The 22253-nt window shown below is 73.7% G+C and carries 18 protein-coding genes; 4 read left to right on the forward strand and 14 right to left on the reverse strand.

Annotated elements, in window-relative coordinates:
• Positions 1-121: 121 nt before the first annotated feature.
• The 3 genes from ABII15_RS13105 to ABII15_RS13115 form a co-directional block, all read right to left on the reverse strand.
• The gene (locus ABII15_RS13105; RefSeq protein WP_353942488.1) at positions 122-1213 is read right to left on the reverse strand and encodes a PfkB family carbohydrate kinase; all 1092 of its coding nucleotides are present in this window, start codon (positions 1211-1213) and stop codon (positions 122-124) included.
• 100 nt (positions 1214-1313) lie between these two features.
• The gene (locus ABII15_RS13110) at positions 1314-2609 is read right to left on the reverse strand and encodes a glucarate dehydratase family protein (RefSeq protein WP_353942489.1); all 1296 of its coding nucleotides are present in this window, start codon (positions 2607-2609) and stop codon (positions 1314-1316) included.
• Positions 2606-3541: a 5-dehydro-4-deoxyglucarate dehydratase gene (locus tag ABII15_RS13115; protein ID WP_353942490.1), complete on the reverse strand. Its 936-nt coding sequence runs from the start codon at positions 3539-3541 to the stop codon at positions 2606-2608. The genes ABII15_RS13110 and ABII15_RS13115 overlap by 4 nt, the downstream gene beginning before the upstream one ends.
• 104 nt (positions 3542-3645) lie before the next feature.
• Between ABII15_RS13115 and ABII15_RS13120 the strand changes: the two genes are divergently transcribed.
• Complete coding sequence (locus ABII15_RS13120) at positions 3646-4431, forward strand: IclR family transcriptional regulator (protein WP_353942491.1); 786 nt, start codon at positions 3646-3648, stop codon at positions 4429-4431.
• A gap of 246 nt (positions 4432-4677) precedes the next feature.
• Entirely contained in the window at positions 4678-6015 is a 1338-nt protein-coding gene (locus ABII15_RS13125) for an MFS transporter (RefSeq protein WP_353942492.1), read from the forward strand.
• Here ABII15_RS13125 and ABII15_RS13130 read toward each other — a convergent pair.
• The 9 genes from ABII15_RS13130 to hrcA all read right to left on the reverse strand — a co-directional run bounded on the left by ABII15_RS13130 (position 5988) and on the right by hrcA (position 17051).
• A complete protein-coding gene (locus ABII15_RS13130; RefSeq protein WP_353942493.1) occupies positions 5988-7037 on the reverse strand; it encodes an adenosine deaminase in 1050 nt (349 codons plus the stop codon). The genes ABII15_RS13125 and ABII15_RS13130 overlap by 28 nt on opposite strands.
• Before the next feature lie 23 nt (positions 7038-7060).
• Positions 7061-7969, reverse strand: coding sequence for a ribonuclease Z (locus ABII15_RS13135; protein ID WP_353942494.1), 909 nt, complete (start codon positions 7967-7969; stop codon positions 7061-7063).
• A gap of 16 nt (positions 7970-7985) precedes the next feature.
• On the reverse strand, positions 7986-8339 hold the full coding sequence (locus ABII15_RS13140) for a histidine triad nucleotide-binding protein (protein WP_353942495.1): 354 nt from the start codon (positions 8337-8339) through the stop codon (positions 7986-7988).
• A 246-nt stretch (positions 8340-8585) separates the two neighbouring features.
• On the reverse strand, positions 8586-11834 hold the full coding sequence (locus ABII15_RS13145) for a PDZ domain-containing protein (RefSeq protein WP_353942496.1): 3249 nt from the start codon (positions 11832-11834) through the stop codon (positions 8586-8588).
• Positions 11835-11917: 83 nt separating this feature from the next.
• Positions 11918-12541, reverse strand: a complete 624-nt coding sequence (locus tag ABII15_RS13150; RefSeq protein ID WP_353942497.1) for a hypothetical protein — start codon at positions 12539-12541, stop codon at positions 11918-11920.
• 355 nt (positions 12542-12896) lie between these two features.
• Entirely contained in the window at positions 12897-13643 is a 747-nt protein-coding gene (locus ABII15_RS13155) for a 16S rRNA (uracil(1498)-N(3))-methyltransferase (protein ID WP_353942498.1), read from the reverse strand.
• The gene (locus tag ABII15_RS13160; RefSeq protein ID WP_353942499.1) at positions 13640-14716 is read right to left on the reverse strand and encodes a nitronate monooxygenase; all 1077 of its coding nucleotides are present in this window, start codon (positions 14714-14716) and stop codon (positions 13640-13642) included. The genes ABII15_RS13155 and ABII15_RS13160 overlap by 4 nt, the downstream gene beginning before the upstream one ends.
• Before the next feature lie 181 nt (positions 14717-14897).
• A complete protein-coding gene (gene dnaJ, locus ABII15_RS13165; RefSeq protein ID WP_353942500.1) occupies positions 14898-16034 on the reverse strand; it encodes a molecular chaperone DnaJ in 1137 nt (378 codons plus the stop codon).
• Positions 16035-17051, reverse strand: a complete 1017-nt coding sequence (gene hrcA / locus ABII15_RS13170; protein ID WP_111667637.1) for a heat-inducible transcriptional repressor HrcA — start codon at positions 17049-17051, stop codon at positions 16035-16037.
• Positions 17052-17201: 150 nt separating this feature from the next.
• On the opposite strand from hrcA, the gene ABII15_RS13175 reads away from it, so the two are divergent.
• Both ABII15_RS13175 and ABII15_RS13180 read left to right on the forward strand, forming a co-directional pair.
• Complete coding sequence (locus ABII15_RS13175) at positions 17202-17954, forward strand: MBL fold metallo-hydrolase (RefSeq protein ID WP_353942501.1); 753 nt, start codon at positions 17202-17204, stop codon at positions 17952-17954.
• Between the two features lie 34 nt (positions 17955-17988).
• Positions 17989-18810, forward strand: a complete 822-nt coding sequence (locus tag ABII15_RS13180) for a DUF3097 domain-containing protein (protein WP_353942502.1) — start codon at positions 17989-17991, stop codon at positions 18808-18810.
• A gap of 154 nt (positions 18811-18964) precedes the next feature.
• Here the strand turns inward: ABII15_RS13180 and hemW are convergent, their stop codons facing one another.
• Positions 18965-20197, reverse strand: a complete 1233-nt coding sequence (gene hemW, locus ABII15_RS13185; protein WP_353942503.1) for a radical SAM family heme chaperone HemW — start codon at positions 20195-20197, stop codon at positions 18965-18967.
• A 44-nt stretch (positions 20198-20241) separates the two neighbouring features.
• Complete coding sequence (locus tag ABII15_RS13190; RefSeq protein WP_353947047.1) at positions 20242-22149, reverse strand: SpoIIE family protein phosphatase; 1908 nt, start codon at positions 22147-22149, stop codon at positions 20242-20244.
• Positions 22150-22253 lie beyond the last annotated feature (104 nt).

Raw genomic sequence — 22253 nt, forward strand, 5'->3', positions numbered from 1 at the left:
GACGGCCGCTGGGGGACGCCGGGAACATGGGCTTCAGTCCTTGAAGGATGAGAAGGCTGGTCGCCGTCGGACGACGGCGGCCGTCACTTTCGCACGGCCGCCGCGGTGGCGACAAGGGCTTTTACGCGGACCGGCCGAATCCGATCGTCGGCACCGCGCGCCGCAGCGGCCACGGCCGGGACGTCTCGGGCAGCAGCGGGTGCAGGAAGGAGTAGCGGCTCAGCGCCGCCCGGTCCTGGTCCACGTACGACCGGACCTGCTTCCACCAGGCGGCGATCTCGGACCAGCCGGGTGCCGAAAGGGAGCCGCCGAACTCCTGGACCGAGAGGGCCGCGGTGAGTCCGGCGAAGGCGAGGCGGTCGGCGAGGGGCCAGCCGGCGAGGGTGCCGGTGACGAATCCGGCGACGAAGACGTCCCCGGCGCCGGTCGGGTCGAGCGCCTCGACCTCGATCGCGGGGACGGAGGCGGTCTCGCCGGTGCGGCCGTCGACGGCGTACGCGCCCTCGGCGCCGAGGGTGACGACGGCGAGCGGGACGTGTTCGGCGAGGGCGTGGGCGGCGGCGCGGGGGCAGGAGGTGCGGGTGTAGCGCATCGCCTCCTCGGCGTTGGGCAGGAACGCCTCGCACTGGCCGAGGTCGGGCAGTGCCGCCAGGTCCCAGCGGCCGGTCTCGTCCCAGCCGACGTCGGCGAAGATCCGGGTGCCGTTGCGGGCGGCCTCGCCGACCCAGGGTTCGTCGACGCCCGGCGCCAGGGAGGCCACGGCGGCCCGGGAGCGCGGCGGGCAGCGCGGGGCGGGCTCCTGGGGCGGCGGTTCGTGGCCGTGGCTCACCATGGTGCGTTCGCCCTCGTACGCCATGGAGACGGTGACCGGTGAGTGCCAGCCGGGGACGGTGCGCGAGTGGGCGAGGTCGATGCCCTCGCCCTGTTCGAGGGTGTCCCAGCAGTACTCGCCGTAGTGGTCGTCGCCGAAGGCCGCGGCCAGTGAGGTGCGCAGGCCGAGGCGGGCCAGGGCGGTGGCCATGTTGGCGACGCCGCCGGGGCTCGAACCCATGCCGCGGGCCCAGGACTCGGTGCCGCGGACGGGGGCCGAGTCGAGGCCGGTGAAGATGATGTCGAGGAAGACGGTGCCGGTCAGGTAGACGTCGCAGGGTGGATCGGCGGGGGTGCGCAGGGGGGCGAGCGGGTCGGTTCGGGGCCTCTCTGCGAGCGGCACGGGGTCCTCCCTGGGGGTGCGGGTCCGGACAGTGTGCCTGAACCTCGGCGGGCCCCGTCGGACCCGTCTCCCCAAGCGTCCCGCCGTCGTGGCCGAGGAACTACCAGCGCGGGACGGCGGGCGTCACCCACGCCGGGTCCAGGACGCGCATCGCGGCACCGTCGTCCCGGTCGCGGAGATGCGCGTAGGCCGGATCCAGCCACCGCCGGTGCAGGCGGGCGACCTTGTCCGGGTCGAGGGTGACGCCCAGACCGGGGGCGTCGGAGACGGTGACGTGGCCGGCGTCGAAGGTGAGGCGTTCGGTGAGGACGTCCTCGGACTGCCACGGATAGTGGGAGTCGCAGGCGTGGTGGAGGTTGGGGACAGTGGCCGCGACGTGCGTCATCGCGGCGAGGCTGATGCCCAGGTGCGTATTGGAGTGCATGGAGACGCCGACCCCGAACGTGCGGCAGATCGCGGCCAGCTGCTGGGTGTTGCGCAGCCCGCCCCAGTAGTGGTGGTCGGAGAGGACGACCTGCACGGCCCCGGTGGTGAACGCCTCCGGGATCTCGGCGAACGTCGTCACGCACATGTTGGTCGCGAGCGGCACCCCGGCGCGGGCGGCGACCTCGGCCATGGCGGGGGTGCCGAGCGCCGGGTCCTCCAGGTATTCGAGTACGTCCTTCAGCTCGGCGGCGACCCGGAGCGAGGTCTCCACGGACCAGGCGCCGTTGGGGTCCAGGCGCAGCGGCTTGCCGGGGAACGCCTCGGCGAGGGCGCGGACGGCGGCGATCTCCTCGTCGGGCGGGAAGCAGCCGCCCTTGAGCTTGAACGACTCGAAGCCGTAGCGCTCGTGGAAGAGGCGGGCCTGGGCGACGACACCGGCCGGGGCGAGGGCGGCGCCCCAGTCGTCGCGCTCGCCCGGGACGCCCGGCGGGTGCTCGGCGTTCTTGTAGAAGAGATAGGCGCTGTACTCGACGCTGTCGCGCAGCTTGCCGCCGAGGAGCGCGTGCACGGGCAGGCCGAGCGCCTTGCCGAGCGCGTCGAGGCAGGCCACCTCGAAGCCGGAGACGACGGACAGGCGGAGTTTGTCGGCGCTCTGGATGCCGCGCAGGCCGCCGACGTCGACCTGGTGGTCGACCCGGGACGCGTCGACGGAGACGCTGTCGGCGATCGTGAACAGGCCGTTCAGGTCGGAGACCTGGCGGCCTGCCAGGCGCTCGGCGAAGGGGCGGGCCAGTTCCAGGTACTTGGCGTCGCCGTAGGTCTCGCCGACGCCGGTGATCCCGTCGGCGGTGACCACCTCGATGATCAGCCGGGGCGTGTACGGCTGGTGCAGGCCCTGGGTGTTCAGCAGGGGCGGGTCCGCGACGAGGATCGGGGTGAGGCGGACGTCGGTGATCGTCAGATCGGTCATCGGGCGGCTCCGGTCGGGGTGGGCGGTACGAGGTCGAGGCCGGCGGCGAGCACCCGCTCCAGGTCGGCGAGGTCGGCCGGGCCGGGGTCGGCGAGCGGGGCGCGGACCGGGCCGACGGGGCGGCCGCGCAGCCGGGCGGCGGCCTTGACGAGCGAGACGCCGTAGCCGGGGACGCGGTCGCGGATCTCGACGAAGGGGAGGTAGAAGTCGCGCAGCAGCCGGTCGACGCGCGGGTGGTCGGCGTCGCGCAGGGCGGTGAAGAAGGCGGCGGCGATCTCCGGGGCGAAGGCGTGCACGGCCGAGGAGTAGGCGGGGACGCCCACGGCCGCGTACGCCCGTGCCTGGATCTCGGCGGTGGCGGCGCCGTTGAAGAACAGGAAGCCGTCGGGTGCGGCGAGGGTGAGGCGCTGGAGCCGGTCGAGGTCGCTGTGGCCGTCCTTGAGGCCGACGACGGTCGGCAGGGCGGCGATCTCCTTCAGCGACTCGGCGGTGAAGGCGACCTGGTCGCGCTGGTAGACGATCAGCGGCAGGCGGGTGCGGGCCGCGATCTGCTCCACCTGCGCGACGAGCCCGCTCTGCGGCCCGCTGACCAGGTAGTGCGGGAGGACGAGGAGGGCGTCGGCGCCCGCCTCCTCGGCGATGCGCGCGAAGCGGGCGGCCTGCGCCCAGCCGTAGCCGATCCCGGCGACGACGGGCAGCCGGCCCGCGCTCTCCTCGACGGTGGCCGTGACGACCTGCCGGTACTCGTCCTCGTCGAGGGAGAAGAACTCGCCGGTGCCGCAGGCCGGGAAGACCGCGCCGGGCCCGGTGGCCACCTGGGCGGCGACGTACTCCCGGAAGGCGTCGAGGTCGAGCGAGCCGTCGGGCCGGAAGCTGGTCAGCGGGAAGGAGAGCACGCCGTGCTCCATCCCCGCCCGCAGCCTGTCCCGCATCTCCGCTGTCTCCGTACGTAGATGACATCCACACATGTAGACGGAGATTAGATACGCGGACACACGGCGTCAATGGGGCGGCGGCACCGCCTTACGATCGGCCCATGTCTGAGATGCCGGGTGTCCGCGAGGTGAAGTCCGCGGCGCGCACCGTCGAGCTGCTGGACGTGCTCGCCGCCCGCGGCGACCGCCCGGCCCGGCTCCAGGAGCTGGCCGACGAACTGGGTGTGCCGCGCAGCTCCATGTACGCGCTGCTGCGCACGCTGATCGCGCGTGGCTGGGTCCGCACGGACGTCACCGGCTCGCTGTACGGCATCGGCATCCACGCCCTGCTGACCGGCACCAGCTATCTGGACACGGATCCGTACGTGCGTGTCGCGCGGCCCTTCCTCGACGAGGCGTCCGACGCGCTCGGCGAGACCATCCACCTGGGGCGGCTCGACGGCTTCGACGTCGCCTATCTCGCGACCCGCGAGTCGCACGAGTACCTGCGCACGATCAGCCGGGTCGGCCGCCGGCTGCCCGCGCACGTCGGGGCGCTCGGCAAGGCGCTGCTCGCGGAGCGCGGCGACGACGCGCTCCCGCCGGGCCCGTACCCCCGCGCCACCGAGCACACCCGCACCACGCGCGAGGCGCTCGCCGCCGACCTCGCGGCGACCCGGGAGCGCGGTCACTCGGTCGACCGCGAGGAGGCCGTCGCGGGCATCGCCGGCTTCGGCTTCGCCCTGCGCTACGCGGCTCCCGCGCACGACGCGATCAGCTGCTCGGTGCCCGTCGTGCGGCTGACGCCGGAGCACGAGGAGCGCATCGTGGCGGTGATGCGGGAGGTCCGCTCGAAGATCGAGGCGGCGGCCCACCGAGGGGCGCCGGGCGCCCCCGACTGGCGCTGAATCAGCGGCGAAAAAGCCCTCGACTACCCGGCGACTCCACCCTCAAACCATATGTGTCTCAGGTCACAAGGCCCCGCCTTCTGTGCGGGGCCTTCGGCTTGATACAAATTGGCCGCACCCGACGTCCCCGGTTCGGTCCCGTTCGCAAAGACGTCGTGCTCCCCAACTCCCCTGCCTTACCACCCCCTTGCCCAAAAACAGCGTTCCCACGTGTCCTCGGCAAGGGGCCGTCCTACAGGAACGCCCGTGTCCTCGCGCACTCCCCGGCCCGCGCTCATAGCCCTCTTCACGGCCGGGTACCTCGCCGCCTATCTCCTGCCCACGGTTGTCGGCCGTCTCGCCGACAGCCTGCGCCTGAACCCCACCCAGGCCGGTCTCATCGGCAGCGCCCTGCTGCTGAGCTCGGCCACCGCCGGCCTCACCCTCGCGACCCGCGTCGAGCGGATCGGAGCGCGCCGCGCCGCCCGCTCCGGGCTCCTCCTCGCGGCCGTCGGCTACGGCACCGCGGCCCTCGCCTCCACCGTCCCGCTGGTCGTCGCGGGTGCGATGCTCGGCGGCTTCGGCTCGGGCACCGCGACCGCCGTCGCCGCCACCGGGATCGCCGCCCAGAAGGATCCGCACCGCGCCTCGACGCTCGGCCTGCTGTCCGTCTCGGCGCTCGCCGGAGCCCTCTATCTCACGATCCCCCGGGTCAGCACCGGGCACGGGCTGCCGTTCGCGGCGCTGGCCCTGACCGCGCTGTGCGTGTGGCCCGCGACCCACTTCCTGTCCGGCCCGGCGGGCCCGGACAACAGCGCGGCCCCCGCGCCCAAGTCACCCCTGCCGTACGCCCGTTCCGGGATGGTGCTCGCCGCGGTGATCGTCTGCTGGTCGATGGCGCAGAACTCCCTGTGGGGCGTGAGCAGCCGCATCGGCACCCAGCAGGCGGGCCTGTCCGAGGTCGCCGTCGGCTCGGTCTTCGCGCTCGGGCTCGGCGCCGGTCTGCTCGGGGTGCTGGGCGCGGGCGCGCTCGGCGCCCGGCTCGGCCGCGCGGTCCCGATCGGCGTGGGCACGGCGGCCATCGCCTGCTGCATCGCGGTCAGCGCCCGCGCCGACGGCCTCGGCTCCTTCGCGTTCGGCGAGATCGCCTGGAACACCCTGTACCCGGTGGTGCTCTCCTACCTGCTCGGCCTCGCCGCGTCCCTGGACCCGCGCGGACGGTGGGCGGTCCTGGTCGGCTCGGCGTCCTCGCTCGGCACGGCCTGCGGCCCGCTCGTGGGCAGTTCGCTGTCGCAGTCGGCGGGCTTCCCCACGATGGGCGCGGTCCTCGCCACGCTGCTGCTCCTGCTCGCGGTGCCGCTGACCGCGGTGGCCCTGCACACCGGTGGACGGCCGCTGTTCGCGGGCGCGGCACGGCGGCGCAGCGGCGCCCCGGTGGGCGCGATCGTCCCGCCGTCCGGCCTGCTGGAGCAGCCCGTGGTCGAGATCTCCGTGTTCGAGGTGCCCGCGGCCGTGTGCGAGGCCGGACCGGAGCCGGTCCAGGGCGAGTTCACGACGGCGGGCCCCCGGCAGTCGGGTCAGTCCGTGGCGGCGTCGAACGCGTAGGCCTCGACCTCGGCGAGGTAGCGCGCCCGCAGCTCCTCCTCCTCGGCGCTGCCGTCCAGGAAGGACGCCACGAACGAGTTGCGGGCCAGCTCCCGCAGCCGTTCGTGGTCCAGGGCGAGCGCCTCGCCGACCGCGTGGAAGTTGTCGCCCGCGTACCCGCCGAAGTAGGCCGGGTCGTCGGAGTTCACCGTGCACACCAGCCCGGCGTCCATCATGGCGACGAGCGGGTGGTCCTCCAGGACGTCGATGGTGCGCAGCCGCACGTTCGACATCGGGCACAGGGTCAGCGGGATCCGGTCGCGCACCAGGCGGGCGACGAGCTCGGGGTCCTCCAGGGAGCGCAGGCCGTGGTCGACGCGCTCGACGCCGAGCACGTCCAGGGCCTCCCACACGTAGCCCGGGTCGCCCTCCTCGCCCGCGTGCGCGACCTTGCGCAGGCCCAGCTCGCCCGCGGCCTCGTACACCTCGCGGAACTTCGACGCGGGGTTGCCGACCTCGGCGGAGTCGAGCCCGACGCCGACGATCCGGTCGAGGTACGGCTTCGCGGCCTCCAGCGTCTCCATCGCCGACTCGGCGGACTGGTCGCGCAGGAAGCACATGATCAGCTTGGTGGTGACCCCGTGCCGCTCCTGGCTGCGCGCGAGCGCCCGCGACAGGCCCTCCACGACGGTCCCCAGCGCCACGCCGCGGGCCGTGTGGGCCTGCGGGTCGAAGAAGATCTCCGCGTGCCGCACGCCCTGCGCGGCGGCGCGGGCGAGATAGGCGTCGGCCAGCGCCTCGAAGTCGTCCTCGGTGATGAGGACGGCCATCAGCGCGTAGTACAGGTCGAGGAAGGACTGGAGGTCGGCGAAGAGGTACGCCGTGCGCAGCGCCTCGGTGTCGGCGTACGGCAGGGTGATGCCGTTGCGGGCGGCGAGCTCGAAGGCCAGCTCGGGTTCGAGGGTGCCTTCGATGTGCAGGTGGAGCTCGGCCTTGGGGATCAGGGCGTGCGACCCGAGGGGCGCGAGTGGTGCGTGGGACATCCCTTCATCGTACGGCGCCCTGGTCAGCGGCGTTTGGGGACGGTGACGCGGTCCAGGTCTCGGGCGACCGTCAGCTCCCCCTCGAACCCGGCGGCCCGCGCCTGCCGGGCGAACTCCTCGGGATCGGTGTAGCGCTGGCTGAAGTGGGTGAGCACGAGGTGCCGCACACCGGCGTCCCGGGCGACGGCTGCGGCCTGCCCGGCGGTGAGGTGCCCGTGGTCGGCGGCGAGTTGCGCGTCCTCGTCCAGGAACGTCGACTCGATGACGAGCAGGTCGCAGCCCTCGGCGAGCGCGGTGACCCCCTCGCACAGCCGGGTGTCCATCACGAACGCGACGCGCTGCCCGCGCCGCGTCTCGCTGACGTCGGCGAGCGTGACGCCGCGCAGTTCGCCCGCCTTCTGGATCCGGCCGACGTCCGGCCCGGTGATGCCGTGCGCGGCGAGCCGCTCGGGCAGCATCCGCAGCCGGTCGGGCTCGACCAGGAGGTATCCGTACGACTCGACGGGGTGGGACAGGCGGCGCGCCTCCAGGCGGTAGCCGGGCGTCTCGGCGAGCACCGCGGCCTCGCCGCTCACCGGTTCCTCGGTGATCCCGACGGTCTCGCGGTACGCGGTCGAGTACCGCAGCCGGTCGAAGAACCGCTGCCCGGAGGCCGGGTAGTGGGCGGTGACCGGGTGCGGGACGCGGTCGAGGTTGATCCGCTGGATGACACCCGCGAGGCCGAGGCTGTGGTCGCCGTGGAAGTGCGTGACGCAGATCCGGTGCAGGTCGTGCGCGGCGACGCCGGCCCGCAGCATCTGCCGCTGCGTTCCCTCGCCCGGGTCGAAGAGGATGCCCTCGCCGTCCCAGCGCAGCAGATAGCCGTTGTGGTTGCGGTGCCGCGTGGGCACCTGGCTGGCGGTGCCGAGGACGACGAATTCCCGTACGGACATCAGCGGTCGGCCGTGCTTATCCGGGGGGCCACTGCAGGCCGCGGCCACCGAGGACGTGGGCGTGCGCGTGGAAGACGGTCTGGCCGGCGCCGCTGCCCGTGTTGAACACGAGCCGGTAGCTGTCCAGCTTCTCCTCCTTGGCGACCTCGCCGGCCTCGCGCAGCACGTCGGCGGCGATGGCCGGTTCCGCGGCGGCCAGGGAGGCGGCGTCGGGGTGGTGGACGCGCGGGATCACCAGGACGTGGGTGGGGGCCTGGGGGTTGATGTCCCGGAACGCGACCGTGGTCTCCGTCTCGCGGACGAGCGTGGCGGGGACGTCTCCCGCGACGATCTTGCAGAACAGGCAGTCCGCCTGGGGGTCGCCGGGCATGTTCTGGTCTCCTTTGCGAGGGGGTCGCGGCCTGGCCGCATGGTATCGATCACGGGGGTGGGGGACGGCATCGGTGTCGGGTGCGGCCCGGTGGGGGCTGGCCGCGCAGTTCCCCGCGCCCCTGGGCTGTTCTTCGTCCGCGGGCCGGTGGCCGCTTCTCGCGCAGTTCCCCGCGCCCCTGAAGCGAGCTCCGCTCGCCCAGGGGCTGCCAGGGGGGAGGCTGCGCGACCGGCCACGACGAGAGGGTCAGCCGGCGGACGGGTCCGGCAACTCCGGTGCCGACTTGGCCGGGGTTCGGGAAAGCGCGGCCAGCGCCAGACGGACCGCCTCATCGAGCTGCGGGTCACGCCCGGCGGCAGCGTCATGCGGGGCGACGACCACCTCGACATCCGGATCCACCCCGTGATTCTCCAGCCCCCACCCGTACCCCTCCATCCAGGTCGCGTACTTGGGCTGCGTCACGAGCGTCCCGTCCACCAGCCGGTACCGGCTGTCGATCCCGATGACGCCGCCCCATGTCCGGGTCCCCACGACGGTGCCGATCCCGAGCGCCTTGATCGCCGCGTTGACGATGTCCCCGTCCGACCCGGAGAACTCGTTGGCGACGGCGACGACCGGCCCCCGGGGCGCGTCCATCGGGTACGTGAAGGGACGGCTGCCGCGCGGCACGTCCCAGCCGATGACCCGGCGCGCGAGCTTCTCCACCACGAGCTGCGAGGTGTGCCCGCCCCGGTTCTCCCGGACGTCGACGACCAGCCCCTCCCGGGCCACCTCCACGCTCAGGTCGCGATGGATCTGCGCCCAGCCCGGCGCCTGCATGTCCGGGACGTGGAGGTAGCCGAGCCGGCCGCCGGAGAGCCGGTGGACGTAGGCCCGCCGGTCGGCCACCCACGCGTGATAGCGCAGCGGCTCCTCGTTCTCCAGCGGCACGACGACGACATGGCGGGCGTCGCCGCCGCCGGCCGGCGAGACGGTCAGCTCGACCGGCTTGTCGGCGGTGCCGACGAGCAGCGGGCCGGGCCCGGTGACGGGGTCGACGGGCATCCCGCCGACGGCGACGATCGCGTCCCCGGCGCGCACGGCGACCCCGGGCGCGGCGAGCGGGGACCGGGCGCGCGGGTCGGAGGTCTCCGAGGGCAGCACCCGGTCGACGCGCCAGCTGCCGTCCTCGTGGCGGGAGACGTCGGCGCCGAGCAGCCCCTGGCGGCGCCGGGCGGTGCCGCCCCGGCCGCCCGGCGCGACGTAGGCGTGCGAGGTGCCCAGCTCGCCGTGCACCTCCCAGAGCAGGTCGACGAGGTCGTCGTGGGTGGCGACCCGGTCGAGGACGGGCCGGTAGCGGGCGAGGACGCCGTCCCAGTCGACGCCGTTCATGTCGGCGCGCCAGAAGTTGTCCCGCATCAGGCGGCCGGTCTCCTCGTACATCTGCCGCCACTCGGCGACCGGGTCGACGCGCTGGGAGATCCGGGCGAGGTCGACGGTGATGTTCGTGTCGCTGGAGTCGTCGTGCGCGGGCCGCCGGTCGCTGGGGACGACCTTCAGCACCTCGCCGGTCCACAGCAGGACCCGCTTGCCGTCGCCGGTGACCTCGAAGTGGTCGGCGTCCGAGCCGATCTCCTCGATGCGCTGCTGGAGCAGGTCGTAGCGCTCCAGGCGGGTCTTCGGCTCGGCGTCGCCGAGGGCGGCCCGCGCGTCGCCGAGGACGCCGTGGACCGGGTGCCGCAGCCACAGCACGCCGTCCTTGGCGGCGCGCAGCGTCGAGTAGCGGGCGGCCTCGACGGGGAACGGCACGATCCGGTCGGCGAGCCCTTCGAGATCGACGCGGGTGGCCGGGGCGCCCTCGCTCTCCGGGGTCTCGGAGCCGGGGCCGTCCGGCGCGTCGAAGGGACGCCCGTGCCGCTGCGGCCCGAACGGCGACGGGGTGGTCGCCGCCAGCGTGATCAGATGCGGCCGCGAGCCGCCGACGAACGCGAGGTCGAAGGAGTGCTCGTCGTAGAGCGGGTCGAAGGAGCGCGCCGACAGGAACACCAGGTGCTTGCCGTCGAGCGTGAACGCGGGCGCGTAGTCCCGGAAGCGGAGCGGGGTGGCCTCGCTCACGGACAGGTCCGCCGCGTTGGCCAGCTTGAGCCGGCGCAGGTCGTGCGGGCCCGGGTGCGACCAGGCGAGCCAGGCCGAGTCGGGCGAGAAGGTGAGGCCGGTGGCGTGGCCGTCCTCGCTGCGGTCCACCTCGCGGACGTCGCCGCTGTCCCGCTCGACGAGGAGGACCCGGCCGTCGTGCGCGGCGACGGCGACCCGCCCGCCGTCCGGGGCGACGGTCAGCCCGAGGACCCGGCCGAGCCGGCCCGCGCCCAGCCGGCGCGGGGTGGCGCCGGGTGCGGTGCCGGTGGCGGGCGCGAACTCCAGGGCGTCGTCGCCCTCGGCGTCCGTCACCCACACCACGTGCTCCTCGCCTGCGACGCGGAAGGTGTGCGGGAGCCGGGTCCGGACGCCGGGTTCGGCGGCCAGCGCGCGGGCCGGGCCGTTGCGGTGGGTGATCCAGTGGACGGCGCCGCGCACCGAGACGGCGCTGCCGCGCCCGGTGTGGTCGGGCGAGGCGGCGCCGAACCAGCGGGCGGCGTCCACCGCGCGCGGCCGCAGGTCGGTGCGCTGCCCGCCGAGCCGGATGTCGAGCCGACGCGGCGCCGCGTCGGCGGCGAGCAGGTCGTCGACGACCCACAGTTCACCGGCACTGGAGTAGACGACCCGGGTGCCGTCGGTCGCGGCGTGCCGGGCGTAGAACCCGGTGCCGGAGCCGACCGGGGTGTGGCGGCGCAGGTCTGACCCGTCGGCCGCCGAGGAGTACAGGGCGCCGACGCCCTCGTGGTCGGAGAGGAAGGCGACCCGCTCGCCGACCCACATCGGGTCCTCGATGTTGCCGTCGAGGTCGGCGTGCAGCCGCACGAACTCCCCCGCGCCTTCGGCCGCCCGGTCGATCCACAGCTTGCCCGCGGTGCCGCCCCGGTACCGCTTCCACCAGGCGGCCTCCCGGCCCATCGGCACGGAGAGCAGCACCACTTGGGAGCCGGGGCCGTGGGCGACCCCGCCGACCGGCCCGTACGGCAGCGTCTCGGCGGGCCCGCCGTCCAGCGGGACCGCCCGCGCCCAGCTGCGGCGCAGCGACGCCTGCCCGTACGTGCTGAGGGCGAGGACCCGGCCGTCTGGCGTCCAGCCGCGCACGGACGTGGTCCAGCTGCCCCAGTACGTCAGGCGCCGGGCCGGTCCGCCGTCGAGCGGCGCGACCTGCACCTCGGGGGCGCCGTCACGGCGCGAGGTCCAGGCGACGGTGGTGCCGTCGGGCGAGGTCCGGGGGTGGCCGACCGGCACGTTGTCGGCGCTGATCCGCCAGGCGCGGCCGCCGTCGAGCGGTGCGGCCCACACGTCGTCCTCGGCGGTGAAGACCACCAACTCGCCGTGCGGATGCGGAAATCGGAGATAGGCAGAGGCGGCAGGGTTCGTCACTCCGCCAGCCTAAATTTGCCGTGTGTCCCGCGTCCGCGGTTTGGGGATCACCGGGCGTTCACTTGTACCGGTGCTCAGGGCGTTCACTTGTCCTCGTCGTCCGCGGGGGTGGTGCAGGTCGACTCGGGCTGCTGCGGCACGGTGACGGTCTCGGTCACCGTGCGGGTCTCCCCCGGCTCCGGCCGGTCCGACTCCCAGGTGTCCGAGGGTTCCGGCTTCCATGTGTCGGACGGTTCGGGCTTCCACGAGTCCGACGGTTCCGGTTCGTCGGACGGCTTCCACGTATCCGAATCCTGCGGTGGCGTCGTGTCCGGCGCCTCGCAGTTCCCGAGCACGCCGACATGGAACCAGAGCTTCCCCTCGACCTTCGCCGTGAACGAGCCCCGCACGCACTTGCCGGAGACCACCGCGTAGGCGTGCCCGGTGAGCGTGATGTTCCTGCCGTCCGTCGTCTTCCCCCGGCAGTCGACGTACACGTCCCGCGACGTCGACCCGCTGCCCGAGGTGCGGTCGACGTAGGCGGCGCTGCAACTGAGCCACCGCACATGGGCGTTCTGCCGGTTCAGCTCGGCGGTGCCCTGCTGGTCGGTGGTGGCGGCGACGGTCGACGGGTTCAGGTCCTCCCCGTCGGTCGGCTGGCACGCCACGGCCCCCAGCCCGGCGACGACCACGCACGCGGCAGCCGCCGCGGCACGCCTCCCGCGCATCCGGAGCAAACGGTCATGGATACCCCTTAATGCCCCCATGACCGGAAGGATGCCACTCCGGGTCCCCGGACGATAGGGCAGTTGCGGCCACCGCCGGGGGCCCGGCCCACGGGGTGCCGCGGGGCCGCGCGCACTGACGCGGTTCTACGAGGTTTTCCCCGGGATCCCGCAGGTGGGCGCCGCGGATCCAACCGGTCGGCGGCGGGAACCCGCCGCCGAATCCGGCGATCCCGGCACGGACGGCGCCCAGGTCGTCCGCCCGCGGCGCCACGGGCGACGGGTGGCCGGTCACCGCCTGCCCCGCCCCGCCGGGGACGCGCCCGGCCTTGGAACGTGCTTCCCGGAAGTCGGCCGGTCAGCCCCAGCGGCCGGTGCGGCCGAGGAGCAGCGCCACCGCCGCGGTCCCGGCCGTCGAGGTCCGCAGCACGCTGCGCCCGAGCCGGCAGGTCCGCGCCCCGGCCTCCTCGAACACCGCCAACTCCTCGGGGGAGACGCCCCCTTCGGGTCCGACGACGAGCACGATCTCGCCGCCCGCGGGGAGTTCCGCGGAGGCCAGCGCGGCGCTCTCGTGGTCCCGGTCCTCGTGCAGCACCACCGCGAGATCGGCCCCGGCGAGCAGCGCGGCGACCTCCTTCGTGGACGCCGCCTCGGCGACCTCGGGGAACCGCACCCGGCGCGACTGCTTGCCGGCCTCGCGGGCGGTGGCCCGCCACTTGCCGAGCGCCTTGAGCCCGCGCTCGCCGCGCCACTGGGTGATGCAGCGCGACGCCGCCCACGGCACGATCGCGTCGACGCCGGTCTCGGTCATGGTCTCCACGGCGAGTTCGCCCCGGTCGCCCTTGGGGAGGGCCTGGACGACGGTGATCCGGGGCCGCTCCTCGGGCTCGGTGCGCACCGGCCCGGCCTCGACGAGCAGCCGGTCCTTGCCCTCGCTGCCCGTGACGACGCCCTCGCACCACGCGCCGAGGCCGTCGGTGAGCACCACCTGCTCCCCGGCCCGCAGCCGCTTCACGGAGACGGCGTGCCGCCCCTCAGGGCCGTCGAGGACGTACGTACGGCCGTCGGGGACGGGCCCCTCGACCACGAACACCGGCGCCGTCACGCGGCACCCCGCTGCCCCAACGCACCCTGCGCCTCGGCCAGTTCGGCGGCCAGCACCTCCACGAGCTGTCCGGCGGGCAGTTCCCGGGCGAGCCGGTGCCCCTGCCCCGCCCAGAGCGCCATGGCCTGCGGGTCACCGGCCTTGGCGGCAGCCTTGCGGATCGGCGACGTCATGTGGTGCACCTCGGGGTAGGCGGCGGGCGCGTACGGGCCGTGCTCGCGCAGGAACCGGTTGACGAGGCCGCGCGCGGGCCGCCCGGAGAACGCCCGGGTCAGCTCGGTGCGCGTGAACAGCGGATCGGTCATGGCCCGCTTGTGCAGATCGGGCGCCCCGGACTCGGGGGTGACCAGGAACGCGGTGCCGAGCTGTGCCAGGTCGGCACCGGCCGCGAGCACGGCCGCGATCTGCGCGCCGCGCATGATCCCGCCGGCCGCGACGACCGGCAGCCGCACGGCCTCGCGCACCTGGGCGATCAGGGCGAGCAGTCCGACCCCGCTGCCGTCGGTCTCCGGGCAGTCGCGGTGGGTGCCCTGGTGGCCGCCCGCCTCGATGCCCTGCACGCAGACGGCGTCGGCGCCGACGGCCTCCGCGGCCTTCGCCTCGGCGGCCGTCGTCACGGTGACCACGGTGAGGGTGCCGACCCGGCGCAGCGCGTCGACGACCTCGGTGGTGGGGCAGCCGAAGGTGAAGGAGACCAGCGGCACCGGGTCGTCGACGAGGATGGCCAGCTTGGCGTCGTAGCCGTCGTCGCGCCCGCTGTCGGGGTCGCCGAGCGGCGTCTGGTACCAGGTGGCCTCGCCGGCGAGCTGGTTGCGGTACACCTCGACCGCGGCGGGGTCGGCGTACTCGGGCTGCGGCATGAACAGATTGACGCCGAAGGGCCGCCCGGTGAGCGCCCGCACCTGCTGGATCTCCTGGTACATCCCGTCGGCGGTTTTGTACCCGGCGGCGAGGAAACCGAGCCCGCCCGCTTCGGACACGGCGGCCACCAACTCGGGCCGAGACGCACCGCCCGCCATGGGGGCCTGCACGATCGGGCAGTGACAGAGATCAGCCAGCACGGAGGAGGACATACCGGCATCGTGCCACGTCCGGCCAACACCACCGAATCGCAGCCAGGAGCGCCCCGAAGGGGCGCGGGGAACTGCGCGAGAAGCCACGGACAACCCGCACCCGGCAGAGACGGGCAGCCCCACCCCCGAACCCGCGAAAAGGGGCCCGGGGACAATCCCCAGGCCCCTCGAATTCACCAGGTCACCGCCCGTTGAACGCGTCCTTCAGCCGCGAGAAGAGCCCCTGCTGCCCAGGCTGAAACTGCCCGTTCACCCGCTCCTCACCCCGCAACTTGGCCAGCTCGCGCAGCAACCGCTCCTGCTCGGGATCGAGCTTCTGCGGCGTCGTCACCTCGACATGCACGATGAGGTCACCGCGCCCGCCCCCGCGCAGATGCGTGACACCGCGCCCGTGCAGCGGAACCGACTGCCCGGACTGCGTGCCCGGCCGGATGTCGATCTCCTCCAGCCCGTCGAGCGTCTCCAGCGGCACCTTCGTACCGAGAGCCGCCGCGGTCATCGGGATGGTGACCGTGCAGTGCAGGTCGTCGCCGCGCCGCTGGAAGACGGGGTGCGGCAGCTCGTGGATCTCGACGTACAGGTCACCGGCGGGACCACCGCCCGGCCCGACCTCGCCCTCACCGGCGAGCTGGATCCGCGTGCCGTTGTCCACACCGGCCGGGATCTTCACCGTCAGCGTCCGCCGCGACCGGATGCGGCCGTCACCGGCGCACTCCGGGCACGGGGTCGGCACGACGGTGCCGAAGCCCTGGCACTGCGGGCACGGCCGCGAGGTCATGACCTGACCGAGGAAGGACCGCGTCACCTGCGAGACCTCACCGCGGCCGCGGCACATGTCACAGGTCTGCGCGGAGGTCCCCGGCGCGGCACCCTCACCGCTACAGGTCGTACACACCACAGCGGTGTCGACCTGGATGTCCTTGGTGGTGCCGAAGGCCGCCTCGTCGAGCTCGACCTCCAGCCGGATCATGGCGTCCTGGCCACGGCGCGTACGGGACCGGGGCCCGCGCTGCGACGCCGTACCGAAGAACGCGTCCATGATGTCCGAGAAGTTCCCGAACCCGCCGGCGCCGAAGCCTCCCGCGCCGCCTCCGCCGGACTGCGACAGGGGGTCGCCCCCCAGGTCGTAGACCTGCTTCTTCTGCGGGTCGGAGAGCACCTCGTAGGCGGCGTTGATCTCCTTGAACCGCTCCTGGGTCTTCGGATCCGGATTCACGTCCGGGTGCAGCTCGCGGGCGAGCCTCCGAAAAGCCTTCTTGATCTCGTCCTGGGAAGCGTCGCGGCGCACGCCGAGTACGGCGTAGTAGTCCGTGGCCACTTACGACTCCGCCAGGATCTGTCCGACGTAACGTGCCACTGCGCGTACTGCTCCCATCGTTCCCGGGTAATCCATGCGTGTCGGTCCGACCACGCCGAGCTTGGCGACTGCCTCGCCGCCCGAACCGTAGCCGACCGACACCACGGACGTGGAGTTGAGTCCCTCGTGGGCGTTCTCGTGACCGATGCGTACGGCCATGCCCGAATCACCCACCTCACCAAGCAACTTGAGGAGCACGACCTGCTCCTCAAGGGCCTCGAGGACCGGCCTGATGGTGAGGGGAAAGTCATGTCCGAAGCGAGTGAGATTGGCGGTGCCGCCGATCATCAGCCGCTCCTCGGACTCCTCGACCAGCGTCTCCAGCAGAGTGGAGAGCACCGTCGCGACCGTACCGCGGTCCTCCGCTTCGAAGGCCTCCGGCAGATCCTGCACCAACTGCGGCACATCCGCGAAACGGCGGCTCGCGACCCGGCTGTTGAGCCGGGCCCGCAGGTCCGCCAGAGCCGTCTCGCCGAACGGCGCCGGACAGTCGATCATCCGCTGCTCGACCCGCCCGGTGTCCGTGATCAGTACGAGCATCAGACGGGCGGGCGCCAGCGACAGCAGTTCGACATGGCGCACCGTGGACCGGGTCAGCGAGGGGTACTGGACGATCGCCACCTGCCGCGTCAGCTGCGCGAGCAGCCGCACGGTACGCCCGACGACGTCGTCCAGGTCGACGGCGCCCTCCAGGAAGTTCTGGACGGCCCGCCGCTCCGGAGCGGTCATCGGCTTCACGCTGGTCAGCTTGTCGACGAAGAGGCGGTACCCCTTGTCGGTGGGGATGCGCCCGGCACTGGTGTGCGGCTGGGCGATGTACCCCTCGTCCTCCAGGGCGGCCATGTCGTTGCGCACGGTCGCCGGGGAGACGCCGAGCCGGTGCCGCTCGGTGAGCGCCTTGGAACCGACCGGCTCCTCGGTGCCCACGTAGTCCTGGACGATGGCGCGCAGCACTTCGAGCCTGCGTTCACTGAGCATCGGCGCACACCTCCAGCTTCGGCCTGAGCGATCTTCGAAGATCTTTGGCGATCTGTCCTGTCTGGCACTCGCTACGGGTGAGTGCCAGGAGTCCCCGGCTCAGTGTACGGCCGACGGGTACGGGCCCGGCAAGGCCGCTAGCGTCGACGTATGGAAGGTCATGCCGAAGTCAGGACGGTCGTCGACTGGAAGGCCGTGGGCTGGGAGGAGCTGACGCCCGGTGCCGGGCGGATCCGGCTGCCCGGCTGGGACGCCACGGCCGGGCTCGTCGTGGGCGCCGGCGCCGCCCTGCTGATCGACACCGGATCCTCACTGCGTGAAGGCGCCCGGCTGCGCGCGGACGTCCGGCGGCTGCTCGGAGCACACGCACGGGTGACGCACATCGTGCTCACCCATCCGCATTTCGACCACGTGCTCGGCACGGCGGCTTTCGCGGGGGTGGAGACCTACGGCGCGGTGGGCATCGACACAGTCCTCACGCGGGGCCGCGACGCCCTGTACGAGGACGCCGTGCGGCACGGGCTGCCCCCGGACGAGGCGGCCGGGGCGACGGACGTCCTGGTCGTCCCGCGGCACCGGGTCAGCGGCGAGTGGACGCTCGATCTGGGCGAAGGGCTCCAGGTGCTGATCGCGAACCTCGGCCCCGCCCACACCGCCCACGACCTGGTGGTCCTGGTCCCGGGGAACCCCGTGACCGTCTTCTGCGGCGATCTGGTCGAGGAGTCCGGCGAACCGCAGGCGGGCCCCGACGCGGCACCCGGTCACTGGCCGGCGGCGCTCGACCGGCTGCTCGCGCTCGGCGGCGAGGACGCGCTGTACGTTCCCGGGCACGGTTCGGTGGTGAATGCGGCGTTCGTCCGGGCGCAGCGCGCCACTCTGCTGGCGCGTTCCGGCGTGTCGTGACACGGACCCGCGTGTTCCTCATATCGTCGGCCGAATGCGCCAGTACTCACCTGACCTGACCCCTCCCTGGAAGCGGAACAAGCCGGTTCCGGAGGTGCCCGCCGAGCCGGATCTGGTCGTCGAGGAGGTCCGCACCGGCTTCTGCGGGGCGGTGGTCCGCGTCGAGAAGACGGCGCAGGGGCCGACGGTGACGCTGGAGGACCGCTTCGGCAAGCACCGGGTCTTCCCGATGGAGCCGCGCGGATTCCTGCTGGAGGGCAAGCCCGTCACGCTGGTCCGTCCGTCGGCGGCGTCCGCCGGGCCCGCGCGTCCGGCCCGTACGGCGTCGGGCTCGATGGCGGTCCCCGGCGCCCGCGCCCGGGTGGCCCGGGCCGGCCGGATCTACGTCGAGGGCAAGCACGACGCCGAGCTCATCGAACGGGTGTGGGGCGACGACCTGCGCATCGAGGGCGTGGCGGTGGAGTTCCTGGAGGGCGTGGACGACCTCCCGGCGATCGTCGCCGACTTCGCGCCCGGCCCCGACGCGCGCCTCGGCGTCCTGGTCGACCATCTGGTCCCCGGCACCAAGGAGTGGAAGATCTCCCGGTCGGTGACGAGCGAGCACGCCCTGGTGGTCGGCCACCCGTACATCGACATCTGGGAGGCGGTGAAGCCGTCCTCGGTCGGCATCGACGCCTGGCCCCGCGTCCCGCACGGCCAGGACTGGAAGACGGGCGTCTGCCGGGCCCTGGGCTGGCGCGTGGCGAACACCGGCGAGGCCTGGCAGCACATCCTGTCCCGGGTCACGTCCTACAAGGACCTGGAACCGGAACTCCTGGGCCGAGTGGAAGAACTGATCGACTTCGTCACGGGCTGAGGAGCGCCCCCCCCAGGGGCGCGGGGAACTGCGCGAGCAACCACGACACACCCGCACCCACCCGCCGACGGAAACCCCCACAGGGGCGCGGGGAACTGCGCGACCAGCCACGACGAGAGCCGCACCCGCCCACCGGCCGAACCCCCACGGCGAGCTAATCGACCAGATCCCGCACCACGGCATCGGCCAGCAATCGCCCCCGCAGCGTCAGCACGGCCCGCCCGCCGTCGAACGGCACGCTCTCCAGCAGCCCGTCCGCGACAGCCTTCCGCGCGGCGGCCAGCCCGGCGGGCTTCAGCAGCGACACCGGGCACCCGTCGAGCAGCCGCAGCTCCAGCAGGATCCGCTCGACCCGCCGGTCCTCGTCGGCCAGCACCTCCCGCCCGGCCCCCGGCGATCTCCCCTCGGCGAGCGCGGCGGCATAGGCCCCGGGATGCTTGACGTTCCACCAGCGCACCCCGCCCACGTGCGAGTGGGCGCCCGGCCCGGCGCCCCACCAGTCGGCCCCGCGCCAGTACAGCTCGTTGTGCAGGCACCGCCCGGCCTCGGACGTCGCCCAGTTCGACACCTCGTACCAGTCGAACCCGGCCCCCGCAAGGACCTCGTCGGCGATCAGGTACCGGTCCGCGTGGACGTCGTCGTCGGTCATCGGCACCTCCCCGCGCCGGATCCGCCGGGCGAGCTGGGTGCCATCCTCGACGATCAGCGCGTACGCCGAGACGTGGTCGGGGCCGGCCCCGATGGCCGCGTCCAGCGAGGCTCGCCAGTCCTCGTCGGTCTCCCCCGGCGTGCCGTAGATCAGGTCCAGGTTCACGTGCTCGAACCCGGCGGCCCGCGCCTCCGCGACACACGCCTCGGGCCGGCCGGGCGTGTGCGTGCGGTCGAGGACCTTCAGCACGTGCTGCCGCGCGCTCTGCATCCCGAACGAGATCCGGTTGAACCCCCCGGCCCGCAGCTCGGCCAGATACGCCGGGTCGACCGACTCGGGGTTCGCCTCGGTCGTCACCTCGGCGTCGTCGGCGAGCCCGAACTCGTCGCGGATCGCGCCCAGCATCCGTACGAGGTCGGAGGCGGCGAGCAGCGTCGGCGTACCGCCCCCGACGAACACGGTCCGCACGGGCCGCCGGTCGTCGCCGAGCACCTTCCGGGCGAGCCGGACCTCCTCCACCACGAGGTCCGCGTAGTTGTCCCGGGAGGCGAGGACGCCGCCGGTGCCGCGCAGCTCGGTCGCCGTGTACGTGTTGAAGTCGCAGTAGCCGCAGCGGGTGGCGCAGTACGGGACGTGCAGATAGAAGCCGAGCGGGCGGGAGGCCGCGTCGGCGAGGGCGGAGGCGGGCAGGGATCCGTCGGCGGGGACGGGCTCGCCGTCGGGAAGTGCGGAAGGCATACGTCCATTGTCCTGCACCGCCCGGCACCGTCTTTCCAGCCCCGCTACTCGGCTTGCAGCACCAGCAGGGCCAGGTCGTCGTCCGGTGGGGCGTCGGCGAAGGCGTGGACCAGGCGTCTGATGCGCTCGGCGAGGAGCGGGGCCGACAGGCCCGCGCATCCGGCGAGGGCCTGGGCCAGCCCGTCGCCATCGTCGAACTGGAGGGCCCCGCGACGCCGCTCGGTCACCCCGTCGGTGACGCACAGCAGGGTGTCCCCGGCGGACAGCTCGAAGGTCTCGCTGGTGTAGTCGGGGTCGTCGACGACCCCGAGCAGCACCTGGGGGCCGGCCGCGGGGACAACCTCGCCGCCGGGCCGCATCAGCAGCGGCAGCGGATGCCCGGCGGAGGCGATGGTGCAGCTCATCCCGGCGGCGGTGGGCGTCAGCTCGCCGTAGAGCAGGGACAGGAAGCGGGAGGTGGAGCCCTCCTGCGGCACCCCCTGGCCGCCGACTGCGGCGAGCGCGCGACCGGCGGTGTCGGCGGCCTCGGTGGCGTCGTCGAGCAGCAGCCGGTTGAGCCGGTCCAGGACCTGGTGGGCCGAGTACCCCTCGCGGGCGAGCAGCCGCAGCCAGGGCCGGGCCAGCCCGATCATCACGGCCGCCTCGGGCCCCTTGCCCTGGACGTCGCCGAGCGCGAAGCACCAGCGTCCGTCACCGGCCGGGAAGACGTCGTAGAAGTCGCCGCCGGGGCCGCCCCGCTCCTTCGGCTCGTACACGAGGGCGCTCCTGAGGCCAGGGATCTCGGCGATGGCGGTGGGCAGCAGGCCGCGCTGGAGGATCCGGCTGATGGTGGCCTGCCGGGTGAAGCGGCGGGCCGCGCTGACGGCGAGCGCGACGCGGCGGCTGAAGTCCTCGACGAGGCCGGTGACCTCGTCGGGGAAGGTCTGGAGTCCGGCCCGGCCGATGAGCAGGATGCCGAGGGTGCGGCCGCCCGCCGAGAGCCGGTAGGCGAGCGCGGCGCCCGCGTCGTCGGGGGCGGTCTCGAACGGGCAGGGCACCGGCACGGCGGCGGTGCGCACGGCGTCCGGCAGCCGGGGCGGTTCCTTCTCCAGGATCCGGCGCAGGTCCTCCAGGCGGTTCTCGTGGGTGTGCCAGACGCGGGCGAGCCGCGGCGCGTGCAGGGGGTCGGCGCCGCGCGCGTCGTGGTCGGCGATGCCCGGCAGGCCGCGCCCCTCCTCGTCGTAGAGCCAGATCGCGCACCAGTCGGCGAGCCGTGGCACGAGGAGCTGGCCGACGAGCGCGGCGACCATGTCCTCGTCGAGCTGCCCGGCGAGGAGGTCGGAGGCCTCGGCGAGGAAGGAGAGCGCGCCGCGGTTGATCCAGTCGCGGTCCTGCGGGTCGCGGCGGGACACGGGCGCCAGGATCTCCGCGGCGCGCAGCCCGCGCTGGAGGGCGCGCGCGGACGACGCGTCCGGGCCCTGCGGTGCCGGGGCCTGCTGTCCGGACGCCTGCTGTTCCAGGAGGACGGGCGCGGAGGTCTCCGTGCCGTCGGTGGGCAGGCGGGCCCACACCGTCTTGGTGCTCGCGCGGTAGGTGATCCCCCACGACTCGGCGAGACCGGCGACGAGCTGGACGCCGCGGCCGTACTCGGGGGTCTCCGGCGAGCGCGGTCCGCGGTCGGTGCGCACGGCGCGGGACGGGTGGTGGTCGGTGACCTCGACGACGAGCCCCGCGGGGGTGCCGTCCGGCGCGACGGGCTCCATCCTGCACAGCAGTTCGACGCTGGTGCCCGCGTGCACCACGGCGTTCGTGACGAGTTCGCTCAGGACGACGACGGCGTCGTCGACCAGCCGGTCACTGAGGGTGGCGGCCACGGGCAGGGCCAGTTCGGTCCAGTCGGCGAAGGCGGCACGGACGAAACGGCGGGCGGCAGCGGGTGCCAGTGGGTTCCCGGGCAGCGACGTCCGCACCACGGCCGGTGCTGCGTCCGACCCGACGTTCGCCAGGTCGGGGCCACTGACGGTGGTCTCCCGCTGAAGTGGAATGGGCCCCACGGTTCGGCTCCTGAGCAGTTCGG

It is taken from the genome of Streptomyces sp. HUAS MG91, assembly GCF_040529335.1.
GTDB lineage: Bacteria > Actinomycetota > Actinomycetes > Streptomycetales > Streptomycetaceae > Streptomyces > Streptomyces tabacisoli.

Bases quoted from the DNA above. Each gene is read 5' to 3' on its own strand.
- ABII15_RS13140 (WP_353942495.1), bottom strand. From the start codon at position 8,339: ATGCCCGGCGACCCCCAGGCGGACTGCCTGTTCTGCAAGATCGTCGCG.
- hrcA (WP_111667637.1), bottom strand. From the start codon at position 17,051: ATGCTCAGTGAACGCAGGCTCGAAGTGCTGCGCGCCATCGTCCAGGAC.
- ABII15_RS13130 (WP_353942493.1), bottom strand. From the start codon at position 7,037: ATGTCCCACGCACCACTCGCGCCCCTCGGGTCGCACGCCCTGATCCCC.
- ABII15_RS13150 (WP_353942497.1), bottom strand. From the start codon at position 12,541: ATGCGCGGGAGGCGTGCCGCGGCGGCTGCCGCGTGCGTGGTCGTCGCC.
- ABII15_RS13175 (WP_353942501.1), top strand. From the start codon at position 17,202: ATGGAAGGTCATGCCGAAGTCAGGACGGTCGTCGACTGGAAGGCCGTG.
- ABII15_RS13135 (WP_353942494.1), bottom strand. From the start codon at position 7,969: ATGTCCGTACGGGAATTCGTCGTCCTCGGCACCGCCAGCCAGGTGCCC.
- ABII15_RS13110 (WP_353942489.1), bottom strand. From the start codon at position 2,609: ATGACCGATCTGACGATCACCGACGTCCGCCTCACCCCGATCCTCGTC.
- ABII15_RS13120 (WP_353942491.1), top strand. From the start codon at position 3,646: ATGTCTGAGATGCCGGGTGTCCGCGAGGTGAAGTCCGCGGCGCGCACC.
- ABII15_RS13115 (WP_353942490.1), bottom strand. From the start codon at position 3,541: ATGCGGGACAGGCTGCGGGCGGGGATGGAGCACGGCGTGCTCTCCTTC.
- hemW (WP_353942503.1), bottom strand. From the start codon at position 20,197: ATGCCTTCCGCACTTCCCGACGGCGAGCCCGTCCCCGCCGACGGATCC.
- ABII15_RS13160 (WP_353942499.1), bottom strand. From the start codon at position 14,716: ATGTCCTCCTCCGTGCTGGCTGATCTCTGTCACTGCCCGATCGTGCAG.
- ABII15_RS13180 (WP_353942502.1), top strand. From the start codon at position 17,989: ATGCGCCAGTACTCACCTGACCTGACCCCTCCCTGGAAGCGGAACAAG.